Origin of the sequence: Streptomyces sp. NPDC005574, assembly GCF_040605435.1 — a bacterium.
Lineage (GTDB): Bacteria > Actinomycetota > Actinomycetes > Streptomycetales > Streptomycetaceae > Streptomyces.
On sequence record NZ_JBEXCW010000002.1, the window covers coordinates 255416 to 274173 of the forward strand.

Sequence of the window (18758 nt, forward strand, 5' to 3'; positions counted from 1 at the left end):
GGCCGGTGCGCGGGACCCGCCCCCGTGGACCGGGCCGGTGCGCGGGACCCGCCCCGGAAGGGGCCCGGGATCGCCGGGCCGCCGCCTCAGACGAGCAGGTCGTCGACTTGTGCTTCCCCTTCACGGTACCTGCGGGTGATCTCCGCGCCGCAGTCGTCGGCGGTCCGCTGCAACCGCTGCCGGCGCAGGGACGCCTCCTGCTCGTACCGCACGAGCCGGCCCATCGCCGTGTGCAGCTCCAGATCGGTGCGGGCGGCCAGGTCGGAGAGCTCGACCTCGGCGAGCGTCTCGGCGGCCAGCAGCCGGTACTCCTCGCCGCAGGGGGTGCCCAGCGTCACATGGCGGGCGGAGGAGCGGTACCGGGCCGGGGCGTCGGTCAGGATCTGCGGGAGCCGCTCCATCAGGGAGCCCTCCTCGGTGGCCGGGACGGACGCGGGTCCGCGCCGGACGAGTTCGGCCCGCAGGATGTCGATACGGCCCTGGAGCAGCCGCCGTACATAGCTGAGGTCGGCCTCGTCCCGCTGGGCCTCCCGGCGCAGGGTGCGCAGCTCAGGCAGGCTGAGCGGGGTCAGGTGGTGCTCGTCGGCGTCAGCCGTCGGCAGCGCGCTGTCGACGCGCTGGACGGGCGGCCGGAGCGTCCGGAGGTCCCCCGCGGGATCTCCCGCACGGACCTCTCCCGCGCGGGTCAACGGGGCAGCCCCAGGCGGCCGCCCGGTACTCGGTGTGCTCATGTGCCTCAACCGTCCCCTCGACCGGAGTGTGGAAGCATCGTGCCACCCCAGGTGGCCACTATGTGACCGAGTGCCCCCGATCAGCCCCAGATGGCCGGGTACGAGTGGTAAAGAAGCCCCCGTACGAGCCGGTGGGGGCCGCACGGCATGATGGTCGCCATGCGTGCGGTGGTGCAGAGGGTGGACGGCGCGAGCGTCGTCGTGGACGGCGAGACGGTCGGGGCGATCGAGGGCGAGGGCCTGTGCGTCCTGGTGGGCGTGACCCACGAGGACACCAAGGAGAAGGCGGCCCAACTGGCCCGCAAACTCTGGTCGGTCCGGATGCTGGCGGAGGAGAGGTCGTGCTCCGACATCGACGCCCCGCTGCTGGTCGTCAGCCAGTTCACGCTGTACGGCGACGCCCGCAAGGGCCGCCGCCCCACCTGGAACGCGGCGGCACCGGGCGAGGTCGCCGAGCCGCTGGTCGACGAGGTCGTCGCGCAGCTCCGCGCGCTCGGCGCGACGGTGGCGACGGGCCGCTTCGGCGCGCGGATGAGGGTCTCGCTGACGAACGACGGCCCGTTCACCGTCCTGATCGAGATGTGACCGCCGGGAGCGGACGCGGGGAGTCGGCTCCCGCGCCCGCAGTCGTCTACGGCTCCACGACGACTTCCTGGGCGGCGGCCGTGCTGTCCGCGACGAGCGGCGCGTCCACCGGGACGTTCCGCTTGACCAGCGCGAGGGCGACCGGGCCGAGCTCGTGGTGCCGGGCGGACGTCGTGATGAAGCCGATCTTGCGGCCGTCGGGGCCCTCGTCGGCGCGCCGCAGTTCCGTGCCCGCCGCCGGCAGGTGGACCTCGCTGCCGTCGAGGTGGAGGAAGACGAGCCGGCGCGGGGGCTTGCCCAGGTTCTGGACGCGGGCGACCGTCTCCTGCCCGCGGTAGCAGCCCTTCTGCAGGTGGACCGCCGAGCCGATCCAGCCCAGCTCGTGCGGGATGGTGCGGTGGTCGGTCTCGAAGCCGAGGCGGGGGCGGTGCTGCTCGACGCGGAACGCCTCGTACGCCAGGATCCCGGCCGGCGGACCGGCCTTCTCGGCGAACACCTCCAGGCCGGAACGCGGCAGGAAGAGGTCACGGCCGTAGGGCGTCTCGCGGACCACGGCGTCCTCGGGCACCTCCGCGATCGAACCGGCCGGCAGGTGCACGACGGCGAACTCGGCGGTACGGTCGGCGACTTCGACGCGGTAGAAGAACTTCATCGACTCCAGGTACGCGATCAGCGCGTCCTGGGTGCCGGGCTCGACGTGCGCCCAGACGGTGTCGCCGTCGTCGACGAGGTACAGCGCGTGCTCGATGTGGCCGTTCGCGGAGAGGATCAGCGCCTCGGTGGCCTCGCCGGTGGGCAGGTCGCTCACGTGCTGGGTGAGCAGCAGATGCAGCCAGCTCAGCCGGTCGTCACCGGTGACGGCGACGACTCCGCGGTGCGAGAGGTCGACGAAGCCGGCGCCTTCGGCGAGGGCGCGCTGCTCGCGGAACAGGTCGCCGTAGTGGGCGGCGACGTCTTCGTCCACGCCCTCGGCGGGAACGGCACCGGGCAGGGACAGCAGAGGGCTCTTCATACGGTCAAGCCTACGACTCGGTACTTGAACTCTTGGAAGTTGAACTTTTGAGCTGACAGTCCCGGCAGCGGCCGAAGATCGCGAAGTGCTTCATGTCCGTCTCGAAGCCGAAGGTCTCCCGCAGCGTGGCCGTGAAGCCGGCGGCCACCGCGATGTCGGCCTCGATCACGTTCGTGCAGTCCCGGCAGACCAGGTGGATGTGGTGGTGCCGGTCGGCCAGGTGGTACGTCGGCGCGCCGTGGCCCAGATGCGCGTGGCTGACCAGCTCGAGCTCCTCCAGGAGTTCCAGGGTCCGGTACACCGTGGAGATGTTGACCCCCGACGCCGTCTTCCGTACTTCCACGAGGATGTCGTCGGGGGTCGCGTGCTCGAGGGTGTCCACGGCTTCCAGCACGAGTTGCCGCTGCGGCGTCAGCCGGTAGCCGCGCTGCCTGAGGTCACTCTTCCAGTCGGTGCTCACCACACCAGAGAGTCTAGGACTACTTGAAGAAAGCGATCCCGTCGTCCGGCATGTCGTCCGGGAGGGCCTTCGCCCAGCGTTCGACGTCGTCGGGGGTGACGACCTTCTTCAGGTGGGCGGACATGTAGGGGCGCAGCTCGACCTCGGGGGTCTGCTTCTCACCCACCCACATGAGGTCGCTCTTGACGTAGCCGTACAGGCGCTTGCCGCCGGTGTACGGGCCCGAGGCGGCGGTACGCGCGACGGCGTCCGTGACCAGGTCGATCTGCGGCTTCTGGTGTGCCAGCTCGCCGTACCAGATCTCGACGACGCCGTCGTCGCGGGTCATCGTGACCTCGACCTTGCGGTCGGCGTCGATGCGCCAGAAGCCGGACTCGGACTCCAGCGGCCGGACCTTGTTCCCGTCGTTGTCCAGCACCCATGAGTGGGAGCGGTACTCCAGGAAGTCCCGGCCGTCGTGCGCGAATTCGACCTCCTGCCCGAAGTTGCACTTCTCGGAGCCCGGGAAGTCGTGCACGCCGGCGCCGGCCCAGGTTCCGAGCAGGAAGGCGAGCGGGACCAGGTCCCGGTGGAGGTCGGACGGGATCTCGATCATGATCGGCAGTTCCTAGACGGAGGTCAGCGCTGGCCCTGGTACAGCTTCTTCACGGTCAGTCCGGCGAAGGCGAGGACGCCGACGCAGACCAGGACCAGCAGGACTTCGTAGAAAGCCTCAAGCACGGGGTGCTCCTCGGTGAGCGGGGTGGGCGGTACAAGAGCCGGGGCCCAGCTTACGCGGCCGGGCCCCGGCCCTCCTTTCCAGGTACGCCCTCGCGGCGGTCAGCCCAGCAGCTGGCTCTGCAGGGTGACGGTCTGCTGGAAGGGCACGGCGGCGGTGGTGCCCTTGCGGGACTGGAGGACCAGGGCGACCACGTCGCCCGCGTGCAGGAACGCCTGCCGGAGGTGCTCCGCGCCGTACGGCTTCACCTCGTCGTAGGCGTACCGCGTGACGCTCCCGCTGTCGGCGTCGGTGGGGTACGCGTCGTCGAACTCCGTCTCGGTGGCGCCGGCGACGGCGTGCCGCGGGCCGGAGTACTCGGTGAGCTCGCCGTACAGCGTCTCGGCGACCGCCCCGGTGTCGAACTGCAGCAGGTAGAGGCGGGTGCGGGTGCCGTCGCCGGTGGTCCAGCCGCGGGCCGCGATGTGCCGCAGGCCGTGGTCGGTGAGCAGCCGGCCGACCTCGTCCCGGTCCTCCTTCGCCGCGAACACCGGCAGGAAGTCCTTCGTGGGCAGCCAGCCGCCGGTCCCGCGCAGCGCCTTGTCGTCCATCGCCCCGTCGGGCGCGGGCAACAGCAGGGCGCGCAGGTCCGCGTAGTGGGCCTCGGCCCAGTTCACGGTGGCGAACGGGCCGGGGCTGCCGGAGGGCAGAGGCGGCCTGGTGATCTCGGGGTACGCCCAGCGGCCGTCCGACTCGGTGGCGAGACCGGGCACGTCGGTGCGTTCCATACGCGTGATGCCGTACGCCGTTCCCGTGCCGAACGCGGCGAACGCCGTGACGACGGCGGTCCAGCGGAGGACGGCGCGGAGGACAGGGCGGTCCCTGGGGCCGGCGGCGGCCGGAGGTGGGTCGGTCGCCGCCGGTTCGGCCGGCGGGACGTCGGCGGGCACGACGCCCACCGGGACCACGTCCGCCAGCATGGTGCCCGGCGGCTGGGGCTGGGGCTGATCGGTCATACGGCCTGTCCCTGCTCGTCGATGCGGTCGAGTTGTGCGGTGAAGAACCTCGCGACGAACTTGGCGTCCAGCGGGTCGGGCGCCTGCGCGTCGACGCTCACCAGGACGTCTCCCACGTTGGCGGTGCACAGCGCGACTGCCAGGTCCTCGTCCTCGCCCCTGGGGCTCAGGAAACACCGGGCGTCCTTGTGGCCCTCGATGTCCGGCCCCTTGCGGAAGACCTTCGCGGCGGCGAGGAAGTCGTTGAAGCTCACCGCCGACCGGTGCACGGTGGTGACGTTCTCGAGCCGCGACAGCGTGACGCCGAACGTGATGCCGTCCCTGCCGTTGTAGTCCGGCGGGTCGACCACATAGCTCCGCATCGCCATGCCCTTGATGCGTTCCCTGTCGATCAGCTTCTCCATCTCCCTGCGGGAGGGGACGGGCAGGTCCTTGATCGACTCCTTGCGCAGGGCGGTGGCCTGCGCTCCGCTGAACTCGGCGTCCGGTCCGAACTCCCGGAGGTCGGGGCCCGGCTTGAAGCCGTCGGTCCCGAACGGCACCAGCAGGGCGCTCAACCCCGACCCAGCCGCACCGCCCTTGCCCGCCTTGCGCGATGTGCCGGCCTTTCCGCCGTCGTCCTCGGCGGCCGCCGGCGGGAACTTCCATGTGGGACTTCCGGGGGCTCGGTCGGCGTGCTGCACGGTCACGACGGTGTAGCCGACCCCGCCGACGAGCGCGCAGGCGAGCAGCGCGGAACCGGCCAGGGCGGCGATCCGGCCGCGCCGACGGCCCCGGCGGACGGGCGCCACGTCCTCACCGACCCCCGCGTCTCTGGGGCTCGCGGTGTTCTCGGGACTCGCGGTGTTCTCGCGGGTCTCGCTCACAGCTTCCCCACCTGCCGCCGGGCCAGGTCCATGATCTTCGCCTTTGAGATCGGCTTGCTGTCGTGGATCCAGATCTCCACGTAGACGTCACCCCGCCAGGCGTGGGCCTCGGCCGCGTAGAGCGGGAGGTAGCCCGACCGCTGTCCGGGGGTGTCGTGCACGTACGCCTTCCCGTTCTCGCTCCCGGTGCCGGGCACGTGCCAACCGCGGGTGTTCTCCTGCTTCTCGGCCCAGAACCGGCCGCTCTCGGCCCACTCGGACGCCGCCGGTTTGCTCTCCTGGCGGAACTGCACGAGTTCGATCTCGACGCTGTACGTCTCGCCCACCTGCCACGAGGTGACGGCCGCACGGCGGAACTCGCCGTCGACGAGGTTGTTGAACGTGGTGGACGTCCGCTTGTACTCCCGCGCGTAACCGGCCAGGCCGGACCAGCCGTCGCTGCCCACCGCGAACGAGGTGTCCTTGGCGCCCTTGGGGCGCGTGATCAGCAGCTTGCGCAGGTCGCCGTCCGTCCTGACCCGCCGGTCCTGTGCCGCCGACAGCGGCTCGACGTCCCCCTCGGCCTGTTCGATTCCGGGTTGCGAGAGGGACGGGAGCGCGGTGGGCGGGCGGTCGGCCTGGACGAGGTAGCCGGTGCACGCGCCGGCGACAACACCCAGCGCGGCGGCTGCGGCGATCATCAGCGTCGTACGGCCCCGGGGGCGCCCCCGGGGCGGGCCGGCGGCCCCGGCTCCCTCCGCCTCCTCGGTCCCGTCGGCCTCGGTCGTCCCGACATCGGTGCCCCCGACCTCGTTCCCGGCCCTTTCCGGACCTTCCACGACATCCCCCTCACACGCGTGAAGCGCGCGTTCCGTGACGCGCCGCACAGGAGACTCATGGTCGAAGACCGGAGTTGTAAGGGTGTTGATTACGATTCGGGCATGGCGAAGAAGCTCGTGATCAAGGTGACCGCGGGGGCCGATGCCCCCGAGCGCTGCTCTCAGGCGTTCACGGTGGCGGCGGTGGCCGTGGCCAGTGGCGTGGACGTCTCGCTGTGGCTGACCGGCGAGTCCGCTTGGTTCGCGCTGCCGGGGCGGGCCGCGGAGTTCGAGCTGCCGCACGCGGCGCCGCTGCCCGACCTGCTCGACTCGGTGCTGGCGGCCGGCCGGATCACGCTGTGCACCCAGTGCGCGGCCCGCCGCGACATCACGGAGAAGGACGTCCTGGAGGGCATCCGGATCGCGGGCGCGCAGGTCTTCGTGCAGGAGGCGATGGAGGACGGCACGCAGGCGCTGGTGTACTGAGCGGGCGGCGGGCCGGACGGTGTCACTGCCGCCGTTTCCGCCCGTCCAGTTCGTCCCACCAGTCGTCGGACTTGGGGTCGCCGGACGGGGCGTCCCACCAGCGGTCCTCGGGGCCGCGCCGGTTGGCGACCATCGCGGCGACCGGGGGGATCACCATGGCGACCAGGCACATCCCGACGGCCGCCGGGACCGACCAGATGCGCACGATCCCCCAGGCCGACACGAACAGCGCGATGCAGATGCCCATCATCACGAAGTAGGCGTGCCGTCGTCGGGCGTACATGGCTCCAGGGTAGGACCGGCCCGGGTCCAGGGGCACGCGAAGGGCCGCACCCCGGTGTACCGACACCGGGATGCGGCCCTTCGCTCACCTGATGCGGATCAGACCGCGATCGCGACCTCCGCGAGGCCGCCCTGCTGGGCGACGACGGTGCGGTCGGCGGTGCCGCCGGGGACGAGGGCGCGCACGGTCCAGGTGCCCTCGGCCGCGTAGAAGCGGAACTGGCCCGTCGCGGAGGTGGGGACCTCCGCGGTGAACTCGCCGGTCGAGTCCAGCAGCCGGACGTAACCGGTCACCGGCTCGCCGTCGCGGGTCACCTGACCCTGGATGGTGGTCTCACCGGGCTTGATCGTCGAGGCGTCCGGGCCGCCGGCCTTCGCTCCGCACATGTCGTACTCCTGTAGAGGTCTTGAAAGGTCGGTCGGGTGACTTACTTGTTGGCGCCGAGCTCGATCGGCACGCCGACGAGGGAGCCGTACTCGGTCCAGGAGCCGTCGTAGTTCTTGACGTTCGGGACGCCGAGCAGCTCGTGCAGCACGAACCAGGTCAGCGCGGAGCGCTCACCGATGCGGCAGTAGGCGATGGTGTCCTTGGCGAGGTCGACCCGCTCGTCGGCGTAGAGCTCCTTGAGCTCGTCGTCCGACTTGAAGGTGCCGTCGTCGTTGGCGTTCTTCGACCACGGGATGTTGCGCGCGGACGGGACGTGGCCCGGACGCTGCGACTGCTCCTGCGGGAGGTGGGCGGGGGCGAGCAGCTTGCCGGAGAACTCGTCGGGCGAGCGGACGTCGACCAGGTTCTGCTCGCCGATCGCGGCGAGGACGTCGTCGCGGAAGGCGCGGATGGCCTTGTTCTGCGGCTTGGCCCTGTACTGCGTGGTGGGGCGCTCGGGCACGTCCTCGACCAGCTCGCGGGCGTCGAGCTCCCACTTCTTGCGGCCGCCGTCGAGGAGCTTGACGTTGTCGTGGCCGTAGAGCTTGAAGTACCAGTAGGCGTACGACGCGAACCAGTTGTTGTTGCCGCCGTAGAGGATCACCAGCGTGTCGTTGGCGACGCCCTTGGCGGACAGGAGCTTCTCGAAGCCCTCCTGGTCGACGAAGTCGCGGCGGACCGGGTCCTGGAGGTCCTGCGTCCAGTCGATCCGGATCGCGTTCCTGATGTGGTTCTTCTCGTAGGCGGACGTGTCCTCGTCCACCTCGACGACGGCGATGTTCGGGTCGTCCAGGTGGTCCTGGACCCAGTCGGCATCCACCAGGACGTCGCTGCGGCTCATGCTCTTTCTCCTCCGGGGCAGTTACGGCGGGGCGTGCGGTGAGAGAGGTGCGCGCGCTCGTGGCGCGAGGGCAGCGCACGGCGCCCGTCAGAGGGCGCGGGGAACGCGGAAGTCGGCGCTTCCGCTCAGAAGGTGCGACAGAGCATGGCGGCGACGCGGCACAGGTCTACTGCCCGCCGCTTCGTGAGATCCGCCTGTCGCTTCATGCGTCGATCGTAGGGACGGACAGCGGGACATGTCACCGCCGTGTCGTATTTTGAGATGCGATCGTCCGGGATGTGAGACGCGTGCGGCTGTCAGGCCGTGCCCGCGGGGTCTCCGGGCGGGTCGTGGGGGTGACGCATCTGCGGTGCGGACGACGACGTCTCACAGGTCGGACAGGCCGGTCCGGCCGACCGTCGTCCTACCCGGCCAGTCGGACGTTCGAACCCCGCACGGAGATCTTCACACCGTCCGGCTCGGCCCGCACCTGGTCGAGCCGGATGCCGCCGGGCAGCCCGTCGATGGTCTGCCGGAAGTCGGTGACCGAGCGGATCCGGGTCTCGGCGAGGTCGATGCCGAGGTCCGGCAGCGAGTCGGCGTGCACCTTGACGGTGTCGCCGTCGACGACGGTGGCCGAGCTGAGGACGGAGACGGTGCGGGGCAGCTTGGCGCCGAGGACGGTCGCGTCGAGCTCCACCTTGATCTTGCCGTTCCCGCCGTCCGACAGGCCCACGATCTGCGCGGTGACCCCGGGCGCCACCTGGCCGGGCTCGGCCTTGGCCGCCTTGAGCAGCGTGTCGTAGCCGAGGGTCGCGGAGCCGGTGGCGGTGGCCGCGGTGGCGGAGCTGTAGTCGCCGGAGAACCTCACGTCCTTCATCTCGGCCCTGAGGCCGTCGATGCGGATGGTGTCGTCGCCGCCGGTGCCGGTGGACGCCTCGTAGCCCTTGATGCCGACCTCGACGTCGTCCAGCTCGCCGCCGGCTGCCTGGGTGAGGAAGGGGAAGCCCTTGATGGAGACGTCCGGGGTGGTGGCCAGGTTCTCCGTGGTCCGGAGTCTGTCGGCCGCCTTGTCCTCCGCGAAGTTGACCGCCACCCGGTCGGCGATCACGAAGAGGCCGCCCAGGATCACGACGACGATCAGAAGTATTCGCAGTGCGCGCATGCGCTGGTTCCCCCACCGGATCGGTCCGTGACGACCGGGTGGCCGCCCAGCGCGAGACTAGTCCCGCCGCGGACGGGGAACCGGGAATTGTCGATCACCTGTGACAGGGGACCGCCGCGGCCGGACACCGCTCGTACGGGCGTGGCAGACCGCCCGGACGGGCCGTGGCGGGCCGCCCGGACGCGCCCCGGGACGCCCCCGGGCGGGCTCCGGCAGGTCATCCGGCAGGTCGGGGGGCACGTCCGGCGTGACCGCGCCGGCGCCCCCGGGAGGCCGCCGGTCCGATCCTCCGGTCCGGCCGCCCTCGGTGGGGTGGTTATCCCAGCGCCCGGCCCAGTACCCACACCGCGGGCGCCGCGGCCGCGAGGGGCAGGGCGACGCCGGCCGTGAAGTGCACGAACCGCGAGGGGTAGTCGTAGCTCGCCACCCGGTGTCCGACGAGCGCGCACACCGCCGCCCCCGCGCCGAGCAGCGCGCCCTTCGCGCCGAGGCCGGTCATGCCTCCGACCGCGATGCCCGCGCCCGCCGCGGCGAGCACCGCGACGACGACGGACGCCGGCGTGGGCAGCGGCAGGGCGCGGGCCAGGACGGCAACCGCCACCGCGGCCGCGCCGACCGTGACCGCGTCCGGCTCGGCCGCGAGGTACCCGGTGGCCACGACGGCCAGGGCCGCCGAGACGACCGTCGCCATCAGGCCGTACATCCGCTCGTCGGGCGAGGCGTGCGAGCGGAGCTGGAGTACGAGGGTGAGCAGGACCCAGACGCCGAGGGTGCCCAGGATCGCGGCTGGCCCGTTCTCACGCCCCGCCGCCAGCAGCGCCACGTCGGAGGTGAGCGCGCCGGCGAAGGCCAGCGCGATGCCCTGCCGGGCGGGCCACATGCCGTTGAGCCGGAACCAGCCCGCGGCGGTCAGCGCCTGGAGGAGGACGAGCGGGACGAGCAGGGCGTACGGGCCGACAGCGGCCGTGCCAGACAGCAGGAGCCCCAGCAGCGCGGTGAGCGCGGCGGGCTGCATGCCGGGTTCGATGACGGGTGACCTGCCCTCCAGCCGGGCCCGCTGGGCGTCGGTGATCCGGGCGTTGCCGGCGACGGTGGCGGGACCGTAGCCGGCGGCGCCGGGAGCCGCCGGCGCCTCGGGCGGGACCGCGTGCGCGACCGGCTGTGCGACCGGCGCGGCGGGAGCGGCCCGGTGGCCCTGGTCGGGGCCGGCGTCGTACGTCTGCGGCGGGAGGTAGGAGGTCTCGGCCGCGGAGACCGGCGCGTGCACCTGGGTCTCCCAGGTCTGTCCCTGCCACTGCTGCGTGTACTGCTGGGCGGCCTGCGGGTCCTCCTGCGGCTGCTGCTGCCCCGGCCACGCCTGCTGCCGCGCCTGCTGGTCCTCCCACGGCTGCTGCTGCGCGTACGGCTGCTGCGGTGCGTACGGCTGCGGCTGCTGGTAGGGGTCGTGACCCTCGTACCCCTCCTGCTGCCCGCCGTACCCTTCCTGTCCCTCGTACCCCTGGCCCTGGTACGGCCGGCGTCCCTGCTGCTGACGCCCCTGCTGCTGGTGCCCCTGGTACGGAGCACCGCCCTCGTACGGCTGGTCGGTCATCTCACCCTCCTGCGAACGGCGGGAGCACCTCGACCGTGCCGCCGTCGGCCAGCCGTACCGTCTCATGTCCGCGGGTGCCCACGGGGTCGCCGTCGACGAGGAACGAGCAGCGCCGCAGGACCCGCACGAGTTCACCGGGGTGCCGCTCGCGGGCGGCGTCGAGCGCCTCGGCGAGTGTGGCCGCGTCGTGCGGCTCCTCGGCGATCCCGGCCGCGGCCTTCGCGGCGGCCCAGTAGCGCACCGTGACCTTTGGCATGTCATTCCTCTGTGATTCGGCGGTCGACATCGGCAGTCGACAGGATCAGGCTAGCCCGCCTGTGCGGTGGCCCAGTCCCCGATCCGGGCCAGCAGTTCGTCGGCGGCCGCGTGTTCGGCGTGCCCCATGCCGGGTTCCAGCCAGAGTTCGCCGTGGTCACCGGCGGCCTCGGCCAGCATGCGGGGGTGGTCCACCGGGAAGTAGCCGTCGCTGTCGCCGTGCACGATCAGCAGCGGCGTGGGGGCGATCCCCGGGACCGCCTCCACCGGGGACAGCGGGACCGGGTCCCATTCCCGGTGGTGGATCCGGGTGCGGAGCCCGTAGCGGGTCACCACCCGGCCCGCGGGCCGGGTCACCAGCCAGTGCAGCCTGCGCATGGGGGCCGTGCCCCGGTAGTACCAGCGGGCGGGCGCGCTCACGGAGACCACCGCGTCGGTGTGCGCGTCCCGCACGTCGCCGTGGGTGTCGGCGGTTCCCGGGCCGTCCGGCCGGTACATCGCCGCGTGCCGCAGCACCACCGAGCCGCCCATCGAGAAGCCGACGGTGACCACCCGCGCGTGGCCGAGCTCACGTGCCCAGGCCACCGCGGCCGCGAGGTCGAGCACCTCCCGGTCGCCGACGGTGGACCGCCCGCCGGACGCCCCGTGCCCCCGGAAGGAGAACGTGACGACGGCGCCGTACCGCGCGAACGCCTCCGCCACCCGGCGAACATGCGGCCGGTCCACGTCGCCGGTGAATCCGTGCGCGACGACGAACACCAGGTCACCGGAAGGTGGCGCGGAGGCGTCGTATACGGCTCTGACCGGGTCGTATACGGAATCGATCGTCACCCCGTCGACCGTGTGCAGAAACGTCCGGAAACGGGGCTGTCTGCTCGTCTCGGCATGCGGACGATCGGCGGAACGCGCCGCATGACCTGCCGAACCAGTGCTCATGTGGGCTATTCTGCTCGGCAGAGGACTCGGGCAGCGCAGCCCCCGGGTCCTTTTGTGCTTTCGGAAGCGTTGTATACGAAGCGGGAAACCGCAGGTGTACAGGGTCTCGGGGAGCATGGCGGGCCCCCGGGGCGCGGGAGCCGCACCAGTACCACGGCTGCGAAGCAGTGCCGCAAACGTCCTCGCAGGGACCGAGGAGGAACCAGACGTTATGGGCGAGCGAACCGTGTACGTACGTATGACGAGCCAGGCAGGTGGGGCGCGATGAGTTCTCTACTCCTCCTGACGAACGCCCTCCAGCCCTCGACGGAGGTGCTCCCCGCTCTCGGACTGCTGCTGCACAACGTGCGCGTGGCGCCCGCCGAGGGACCCGCACTCGTCGACACCCCTGGTGCCGACGTCATCCTGATCGACGGGCGCCGTGACCTCCCGCAGGTCCGCAGCCTGTGTCAGCTGCTGCGTTCCACCGGCCCGGGCTGCCCCCTCATCCTCGTCGTCACCGAGGGCGGCCTCGCCGCCGTCACCGCCGACTGGGGCATCGACGACGTCCTCCTGGACACCGCGGGACCGGCCGAGGTCGAGGCGCGGCTGCGGCTGGCCATGGGCCGGCAGCAGATCGTCAACGACGACTCCCCGATGGAGATCCGCAACGGCGACCTGTCGGTGGACGAGGCGACGTACTCGGCCAAGCTCAAGGGCCGCGTCCTCGACCTCACCTTCAAGGAGTTCGAGCTCCTGAAGTACCTCGCGCAGCACCCGGGCCGCGTCTTCACGCGCGCCCAGCTGCTCCAGGAGGTCTGGGGCTACGACTACTTCGGCGGCACCCGGACCGTCGACGTCCACGTACGGCGGCTGCGCGCCAAGCTCGGCGTGGAGCACGAGTCGCTGATCGGGACCGTCCGCAACGTCGGGTACCGCTTCGTCACGCCCGAGAAGGGCGACCGCGGCGGCGACGACGCGAAGGCCAAGGCGGCCGCCGGACAGTCCTCCGCCTCCGCCCCGGCGAAGCCGCAGGACGCGGACGAGACGGCCGCCCTGGACACGGCCGAGGTGGCCGCCGAGGCCTAGGGTCTCTCGGCCTGATCCTGATGTGAGGCCCCGGGGGCTCTCGGCCTGATCCGGCCTCATCCGGCCTCATCCGGACGGAAGACCCCAGGGTCTCCGGTCCGGATCAGGCCGGGCTCCCCGCGGCTTCCGCACCGGGAGCCGCGGGGGAGGGTCCCACGGGGCCCGCCCCGAGTGGGCCGTCCGCTTTACGCCCTGCCCAGAGCGGGTCCATCCGCGTAGACTCCGCGCGTGGCCAAGGTGACTCGGGATGACGTAGCGCGGCTGGCAGGGACATCCACTGCCGTTGTCAGTTATGTCATCAACAACGGACCCCGGCCGGTCGCACCGGCCACGCGCGAGCGTGTACTCGCCGCGATCAAGGAGCTGGCCTACCGGCCGGACCGGGTCGCGCAGGCGATGGCGTCGCGGCGCACCGACCTCATAGGCCTGATCGTGCCGGACGCGCGCCAGCCCTTCTTCGGTGAGATGGCACACGCCGTGGAACAGGCGGCCTCCGAGCGCGGAAAGATGGTCCTCGTCGGCAACTCCGACTACGTCGGTGAACGCGAGGTCCACTACCTGCGCGCCTTCCTCGGCATGCGGGTGTCCGGGCTCATCCTCGTCAGCCACGCGCTGAACGACCTGGCGGCCGCGGAGATCGACGCCTGGGACGCCCGGGTGGTCCTCCTGCACGAACGGCCCGAGGCCATCGACGACGTCGCCGTGGTCACCGACGACCTGGGCGGCGCCCAGCTCGCCGTCCGCCACCTCCTGGAGCACGGCTACGAGTACGTGGCCTGTATGGGCGGCACCGCGGACACCCCGGCGGTCGGCGACCCGGTCTCCGACCACGTCGAGGGCTGGCGGCGCGCGATGAAGGAGGCCGGGCTCGCCACCGAGGGCCGGCTCATCGAGGCCCCCTACAACCGCTACGACGCCTACCAGGTCGCGCTGGAGTTCCTCGCCCGGCCCGACCGGCCGCCGGCGGTCTTCTGCTCCACCGACGACCAGGCGATCGGCGTGCTGCGCGCGGCCCGCGAGCTGCGCATCGAGGTGCCGGCCGAGCTGGCGGTCGCCGGCTTCGACGACATCAAGGAAGCCGCGCTGGCGGACCCGCCGCTGACCACGATCGCGTCGGACCGCTCGGCGATGGCGCGCGCGGCGGTCGACCTCGTCCTCGACGACGGGGTGCGGGTCCCGGGCTCGCGCCGCGAACGGCTGAAGGTGTTCCCCTCGCGTCTGGTGCCGCGCAGCTCCTGCGGCTGTGTGTGAGACTCCGCACCCGTTCCTGAGGGTTGTCTGAGAGAGTCCGCCAAGCTGCGAGAACGACCTTTACATCGGGCATACGAGGTTCTGCCGGGCTTCTCAGGCGGCACTCAGCAAGCTCTCATGGTCGGCGGACAAGCTCTGTTGCATGACCGAGAGCTTCCGCCGCAGCGGCGAGTACGAGAACCCCCAGGGTCACGGCGACCAGACCGCGTACCCCCAGCAGCAGCATGCCTCTTCCCCCGTCGACCCCGCGTGGCCGCCGCCGCCCGCCTACGAGCCGGCCCGGCCGGTCACCGCGGAACCCGGCACCACGGTGTGGCCCGCGCAGGGTGAGCACCCCGCGGCCCCGGCCGGGTTCGGCGCCGAGGGCGGCCCGCAGGCCGGCGCTCCCGGCGCCCCGCAGACCGGTTTCGCCGCCGGCGGGTACACCGGCGACCACGGCGGGGACGGCGGCGGTACGGCCCTGCTCACCGCGGTCCCGGCGGAGCCCGCGCCGAAGCGGAAGCGGGCCCGGGGTCCGCTGTCCCTGCTCGCCGCCGTGGCGCTCGTCGCCGCAGCGGTCGGCGGCGGCACCGCGTACGCCGTGCAGGAGCTGACCGGCAGCGACACCGTGGCCGCCGCCAGCAGCACCAGCACCAACGTGGTGCCCTCCAGCAAGAAGGGAGACATCGCCGCGATCGCCGCTGCGGTCAGCCCCAGCATCGTCGAGATCAACGCCACCTCGAACGCCGGCCAGTCCACCGGCTCCGGCGTGATCATCACCGGTGACGGCGAGATCGTCACCAACAACCACGTCATCTCCGGCGCCTCGGCGATCAAGGTGAGGACCAGCGACGGCAAGCAGTACACGGCGAAGGTCGTCGGCACCGACAGCAAGAAGGACCTCGCGCTGATCAAGCTGGAGAACGCCTCCGGCCTCAAGACCGCCACCCTCGGCAACTCCGCCGGCGTCCAGGTCGGCGACACGGTCGTGGCGATCGGCTCCCCCGAGGGCCTGACCGGCACCGTCACCAGCGGCATCGTCTCCGCCCTGGACCGCGACGTGACCGTCTCCACGGACGAGAGCCAGGGACAGAGCCAGGGCGGCAGCGGTGGCGGCAGCGGCCAGTGGCCGTTCGAGTTCGGCGGTCAGCAGTTCAACGGCCAGACCGGCTCCTCCACCACCACGTACAAGGCGCTCCAGACCGACGCGTCCCTCAACCCGGGCAACTCCGGCGGCGCCCTGATCGACATGAACGGCAACATCGTCGGGATCAACTCCGCGATGTACTCGGCCAGTTCCGACTCCTCCACGGCCGGCAGCGCCGGGCTCGGCTTCTCCATCCCGATCAACACCGTCAAGTCCGACCTGAGCACGCTGCGGGCCGGCGGCTCCGACAGCTGACCCGTCCCTCCCCCGAACCGGCACCGAACCAGCAGGGAGCACGTCATGATCAAGCAGGTCTCGCACACGGTGGCCGGTACCGGCCCGGCCGACCTCGCCCTGGCCCTCGAGGTGGCGTACGACCTCCACGCGCCGGTGACCCGCGTGCGGGAGTCGCGGGCGCCGGAGGTGGCTCCGCCGCAGCTGATGGGGCTGCGCACCACCGCCGCCCGCCCGCACCGCCGCAAGGTGCGGCTCGACCGGCTCGCCGCGATGCGCGGCTGACCCCACCCCGCCCGTCCTTGACCCGCCGGCCGGGAAGCGTGCGAGGCTGAAAGCGTTCACCCCTCCCGGCCCGTCCCACCGCACCCGAGGAACCCGAAACCCATGAGCCCCGCCGAAGGCGACCGTGACATCCAGCGCATCCTGATCGTCGACGACGAGCCCGCGGTGCGCGAGGCGCTCCAGCGCAGCCTGGCCTTCGAGGGCTACGACACGGAGGTCGCCGTGGACGGCGCGGACGCGCTGGAGAAGGCCACCGCCTACCAGCCCGACCTCGTGGTCCTCGACATCCAGATGCCCCGCATGGACGGTCTGACGGCCGCCCGCCGGATGCGCGGCGCGGGCACGACGACCCCGATCCTGATGCTCACGGCCCGTGACACGGTCGGCGACCGGGTCACGGGTCTGGACGCCGGGGCGGACGACTACCTCGTCAAGCCGTTCGAACTGGACGAACTCTTCGCCCGGGTCCGCGCGTTGCTGCGCCGCAGCTCGTACGCGGCGGCCCTGGCCGAGAGCGCCCAGCCGGACGACGCGCTGACCTTCGCCGACCTCCGCATGGACCTGGCGACCCGGGAGGTGACCCGGGCCGGCCGGCCCGTGGAGCTGACCCGCACGGAGTTCACCCTGCTGGAGATGTTCATGGCGCACCCGCGTCAGGTCCTCACCCGTGAGCAGATCCTGAAGGCGGTCTGGGGCTTCGACTTCGAGCCCTCGTCCAACTCCCTCGACGTGTACGTCATGTACCTGCGCCGCAAGACCGAGTCGGGCGGCGAGTCCCGGCTCGTGCACACGGTCCGGGGCGTGGGGTACGTGCTGCGCCAGGGCGGGGCGGAGTGAACAGGCTCGTACGCCGGTTCCGCTCCCTGCCGATCCGGTCCCGCCTCGCCATGCTGGTCGCGGCGGCGGTGGCGTTCGCGGTGGCGGCGGTGTCGGTGACGTGCTGGTTCATCGTGCAGGGGAAGTTGTACGAGCAGGTCGACGCAGACTTGAAGGAAATGGCGCGGCGGCCCGGTACGGTCCAGGCGCTCCTGCAGAGGTGCACGCAGACCCCGCAGAAGAACACGCAGGTGTTCCCCGGCCGGAACGACTACGTCCAGGCGATCAAGGAGGAGGGCGCCCCCTGCGTCGACCCGAACTCCCCGGGCACGGTCAAGGTCACCGACGCCGACGAGAACGTGATCAAGAACGCGAAGAGCAACGAGGCCTTCTTCCGCGACGGCACCGACGGGGACGGCAACACCGTACGCGTGCTGACCCTGTATTTGGGCGTCGACCAGTCCGACTCCAAGGGAGTGGCCGTGCTCCTCGCGACCCCCCTGAAGAGCACCGAGTCCACCCTCAACGACCTGGCTCTCGTCCTCCTCCTCGTCTCCGGCATCGGAGTTCTCGGCGCCGGCGCCGCCGGTCTTGCGGTCGCCCGGGCCGGCCTCCGTCCCGTCGACAAGCTCACCGAGGCCGTCGAACACGTGGCCCGGACCGAGGACCTGAGCATCCGCATCCCTGTGGACGAGGACAGTGACGACGAGGTCGCCCGCCTGTCCCGTTCCTTCAACTCGATGACGTCGTCGCTGGCCAACTCCCGCGACCTGCAGCAGCAGCTCATCGCGGACGCGGGCCACGAGCTGCGTACCCCGCTGACCTCGCTCCGTACGAACATCGAACTCCTCACCCGCAGTGAGGAGATCGGCCGGCCGATCCCCGCCGCCGACCGCAAGGCGCTGCTCGCCTCGGTCAAGGCGCAGATGACGGAACTGGCGTCGCTGATCGGCGACCTCCAGGAGCTGTCGCGTCCGGACACCGGGTCGCACACCGGCAGGACGCGGGTGCTGGCCTGGCAGGACGTCGTCGAGTCGGCTCTGCGCCGGGCGCGGCTGCGCGGTCCCGAGCTGACGATCACGGCGGACGTACATCCCTGGTACGTGCGGGCGGAGCCGTCCGCGCTGGAGCGCGCGGTGGTCAACATCCTCGACAACGCGGTGAAGTTCAGCCCGGAGGGCGGCACGGTGGACGTGCGGCTCGGCGACGGCGTCCTGACCGTCCGCGACCACGGACCGGGTATCCCCAGCGACGAACTCCCGCACGTCTTCGACCGTTTCTGGCGCTCCCCGAGCGCCCGCTCGCTGCCCGGCTCCGGTCTCGGCCTGTCGATCGTGGCCCGCACGGTCCAGCAGGCGGGCGGCGAGGTGTCCCTGACGCAGGCCGACGGCGGCGGCACGGTCGCCACGATCCGTCTGCCGGGCGCCCCGACCCCTCCCCCGGACCTGCCGTAGCCCACCCGGAAACGCCCGTGCCCGCCCTCGACGAGCGGGCACGGGCGTTTCTCCGTGGGTGGGTTCACCGGCGCAGGACCAGGGTGTCGTCGGGCCGGGCCGGCCGGTCCGTCAGGGTGGTCGGCAGCGGGCCGGCCAGCCGCGCGTACGCGCCGCCCCGTGCGAGCAGTTCCGCGTGCGTGCCCGCCTCCACCAGCCGGCCCCGGTCGACGACCAGGACGCGGTCGGCGTCGGCGGCGAGGCTCAGATCGTGCGTGATCATGATGGTCGGGAACCGGACCGGAACTCACACAGGTCTTGATACGGCGAGGCGGCCGCGTCGGTGACGCGGCCAACGACGCGATCCGGCACGGCGTGGTCACCACGGCCGGTGTCGTCACCAGCGCCGCGGTCATCAT

General features: G+C 71.9%; 24 protein-coding genes. 8 read left to right on the forward strand and 16 right to left on the reverse strand.

The genetic code is table 11. The features are described 5' to 3' along the window. Positions 1-86: 86 nt before the first annotated feature. Positions 87-731 (reverse strand): aerial mycelium formation protein, encoded by a 645-nt coding sequence (locus ABZT03_RS02805; protein WP_356032540.1) that lies wholly within the window; start codon positions 729-731, stop codon positions 87-89. Positions 732-890: 159 nt separating this feature from the next. Between ABZT03_RS02805 and dtd the strand changes: the two genes are divergently transcribed. Then, positions 891-1316, forward strand: coding sequence for a D-aminoacyl-tRNA deacylase (gene dtd, locus ABZT03_RS02810; protein ID WP_356032543.1), 426 nt, complete (start codon positions 891-893; stop codon positions 1314-1316). A gap of 46 nt (positions 1317-1362) precedes the next feature. Here the strand turns inward: dtd and ABZT03_RS02815 are convergent, their stop codons facing one another. The 6 genes from ABZT03_RS02815 to ABZT03_RS02840 form a co-directional block, all read right to left on the reverse strand. After that, entirely contained in the window at positions 1363-2328 is a 966-nt protein-coding gene (locus tag ABZT03_RS02815; RefSeq protein WP_356032545.1) for a folate-binding protein, read from the reverse strand. Positions 2329-2338: 10 nt separating this feature from the next. Then, the gene (locus ABZT03_RS02820; protein ID WP_356032548.1) at positions 2339-2791 is read right to left on the reverse strand and encodes a transcriptional repressor; all 453 of its coding nucleotides are present in this window, start codon (positions 2789-2791) and stop codon (positions 2339-2341) included. Positions 2792-2807: 16 nt separating this feature from the next. After that, positions 2808-3383, reverse strand: a complete 576-nt coding sequence (locus ABZT03_RS02825; RefSeq protein ID WP_356032551.1) for an FABP family protein — start codon at positions 3381-3383, stop codon at positions 2808-2810. A gap of 224 nt (positions 3384-3607) precedes the next feature. After that, entirely contained in the window at positions 3608-4501 is an 894-nt protein-coding gene (locus tag ABZT03_RS02830) for a hypothetical protein (protein ID WP_356032553.1), read from the reverse strand. Further along, complete coding sequence (locus ABZT03_RS02835) at positions 4498-5367, reverse strand: hypothetical protein (RefSeq protein ID WP_356032556.1); 870 nt, start codon at positions 5365-5367, stop codon at positions 4498-4500. The genes ABZT03_RS02830 and ABZT03_RS02835 overlap by 4 nt, the downstream gene beginning before the upstream one ends. Next, on the reverse strand, positions 5364-6185 hold the full coding sequence (locus ABZT03_RS02840; RefSeq protein ID WP_356032559.1) for a hypothetical protein: 822 nt from the start codon (positions 6183-6185) through the stop codon (positions 5364-5366). Before ABZT03_RS02840 ends, ABZT03_RS02835 begins: the two co-directional genes overlap by 4 nt. Positions 6186-6287: 102 nt before the next feature. Between ABZT03_RS02840 and ABZT03_RS02845 the strand changes: the two genes are divergently transcribed. After that, the gene (locus ABZT03_RS02845) at positions 6288-6650 is read left to right on the forward strand and encodes a DsrE family protein (RefSeq protein WP_356032562.1); all 363 of its coding nucleotides are present in this window, start codon (positions 6288-6290) and stop codon (positions 6648-6650) included. A 22-nt stretch (positions 6651-6672) separates the two neighbouring features. Here ABZT03_RS02845 and ABZT03_RS02850 read toward each other — a convergent pair whose 3' ends face one another. The 8 genes from ABZT03_RS02850 to ABZT03_RS02885 form a co-directional block, all read right to left on the reverse strand. Next, the gene (locus ABZT03_RS02850; protein WP_356032565.1) at positions 6673-6933 is read right to left on the reverse strand and encodes a DUF3099 domain-containing protein; all 261 of its coding nucleotides are present in this window, start codon (positions 6931-6933) and stop codon (positions 6673-6675) included. Between the two features lie 98 nt (positions 6934-7031). Next, positions 7032-7319 carry a DUF1416 domain-containing protein gene (locus tag ABZT03_RS02855; protein WP_004986406.1) on the reverse strand — a complete coding sequence of 96 codons (288 nt, stop codon included), beginning with the start codon at positions 7317-7319 and terminating at the stop codon, positions 7032-7034. A 41-nt stretch (positions 7320-7360) separates the two neighbouring features. Next, positions 7361-8200 (reverse strand): sulfurtransferase, encoded by an 840-nt coding sequence (locus ABZT03_RS02860; protein WP_356032569.1) that lies wholly within the window; start codon positions 8198-8200, stop codon positions 7361-7363. 125 nt (positions 8201-8325) lie between these two features. Beyond that, the gene (locus ABZT03_RS02865) at positions 8326-8406 is read right to left on the reverse strand and encodes a putative leader peptide (RefSeq protein WP_350310325.1); all 81 of its coding nucleotides are present in this window, start codon (positions 8404-8406) and stop codon (positions 8326-8328) included. Positions 8407-8603: 197 nt separating this feature from the next. Beyond that, complete coding sequence (locus ABZT03_RS02870) at positions 8604-9344, reverse strand: DUF2993 domain-containing protein (protein WP_356032572.1); 741 nt, start codon at positions 9342-9344, stop codon at positions 8604-8606. 316 nt (positions 9345-9660) lie between these two features. Next, positions 9661-10935 (reverse strand): hypothetical protein, encoded by a 1275-nt coding sequence (locus ABZT03_RS02875; RefSeq protein ID WP_356032575.1) that lies wholly within the window; start codon positions 10933-10935, stop codon positions 9661-9663. Between the two features lies 1 nt (position 10936). After that, positions 10937-11191, reverse strand: a complete 255-nt coding sequence (locus ABZT03_RS02880; protein ID WP_356032578.1) for a MoaD/ThiS family protein — start codon at positions 11189-11191, stop codon at positions 10937-10939. Between the two features lie 50 nt (positions 11192-11241). Continuing rightward, positions 11242-12126, reverse strand: a complete 885-nt coding sequence (locus ABZT03_RS02885; RefSeq protein ID WP_356032582.1) for an alpha/beta fold hydrolase — start codon at positions 12124-12126, stop codon at positions 11242-11244. Between the two features lie 264 nt (positions 12127-12390). Here ABZT03_RS02885 and ABZT03_RS02890 point away from each other — a divergent pair, with 264 nt between their 5' ends. From ABZT03_RS02890 to ABZT03_RS02915, 6 genes are all read left to right on the forward strand, one after another. Then, complete coding sequence (locus ABZT03_RS02890) at positions 12391-13194, forward strand: response regulator transcription factor (protein WP_356032585.1); 804 nt, start codon at positions 12391-12393, stop codon at positions 13192-13194. A 228-nt stretch (positions 13195-13422) separates the two neighbouring features. Beyond that, positions 13423-14445 (forward strand): LacI family DNA-binding transcriptional regulator, encoded by a 1023-nt coding sequence (locus ABZT03_RS02895; RefSeq protein ID WP_356032588.1) that lies wholly within the window; start codon positions 13423-13425, stop codon positions 14443-14445. A 142-nt stretch (positions 14446-14587) separates the two neighbouring features. After that, positions 14588-15826, forward strand: a complete 1239-nt coding sequence (locus tag ABZT03_RS02900; RefSeq protein ID WP_356032590.1) for a trypsin-like peptidase domain-containing protein — start codon at positions 14588-14590, stop codon at positions 15824-15826. Between the two features lie 45 nt (positions 15827-15871). Next, complete coding sequence (locus ABZT03_RS02905) at positions 15872-16090, forward strand: hypothetical protein (protein WP_356032593.1); 219 nt, start codon at positions 15872-15874, stop codon at positions 16088-16090. A gap of 102 nt (positions 16091-16192) precedes the next feature. Then, a complete protein-coding gene (locus ABZT03_RS02910; RefSeq protein WP_356032595.1) occupies positions 16193-16927 on the forward strand; it encodes a response regulator transcription factor in 735 nt (244 codons plus the stop codon). Next, positions 16924-18360, forward strand: a complete 1437-nt coding sequence (locus ABZT03_RS02915) for a HAMP domain-containing sensor histidine kinase (RefSeq protein WP_356032598.1) — start codon at positions 16924-16926, stop codon at positions 18358-18360. Before ABZT03_RS02910 ends, ABZT03_RS02915 begins: the two co-directional genes overlap by 4 nt. Positions 18361-18424: 64 nt before the next feature. On the opposite strand, the gene ABZT03_RS02920 is transcribed toward ABZT03_RS02915, so the two are convergent. Then, positions 18425-18622 (reverse strand): hypothetical protein, encoded by a 198-nt coding sequence (locus tag ABZT03_RS02920; RefSeq protein ID WP_356032600.1) that lies wholly within the window; start codon positions 18620-18622, stop codon positions 18425-18427. Between the last annotated feature and the right edge of the window lie 136 nt (positions 18623-18758).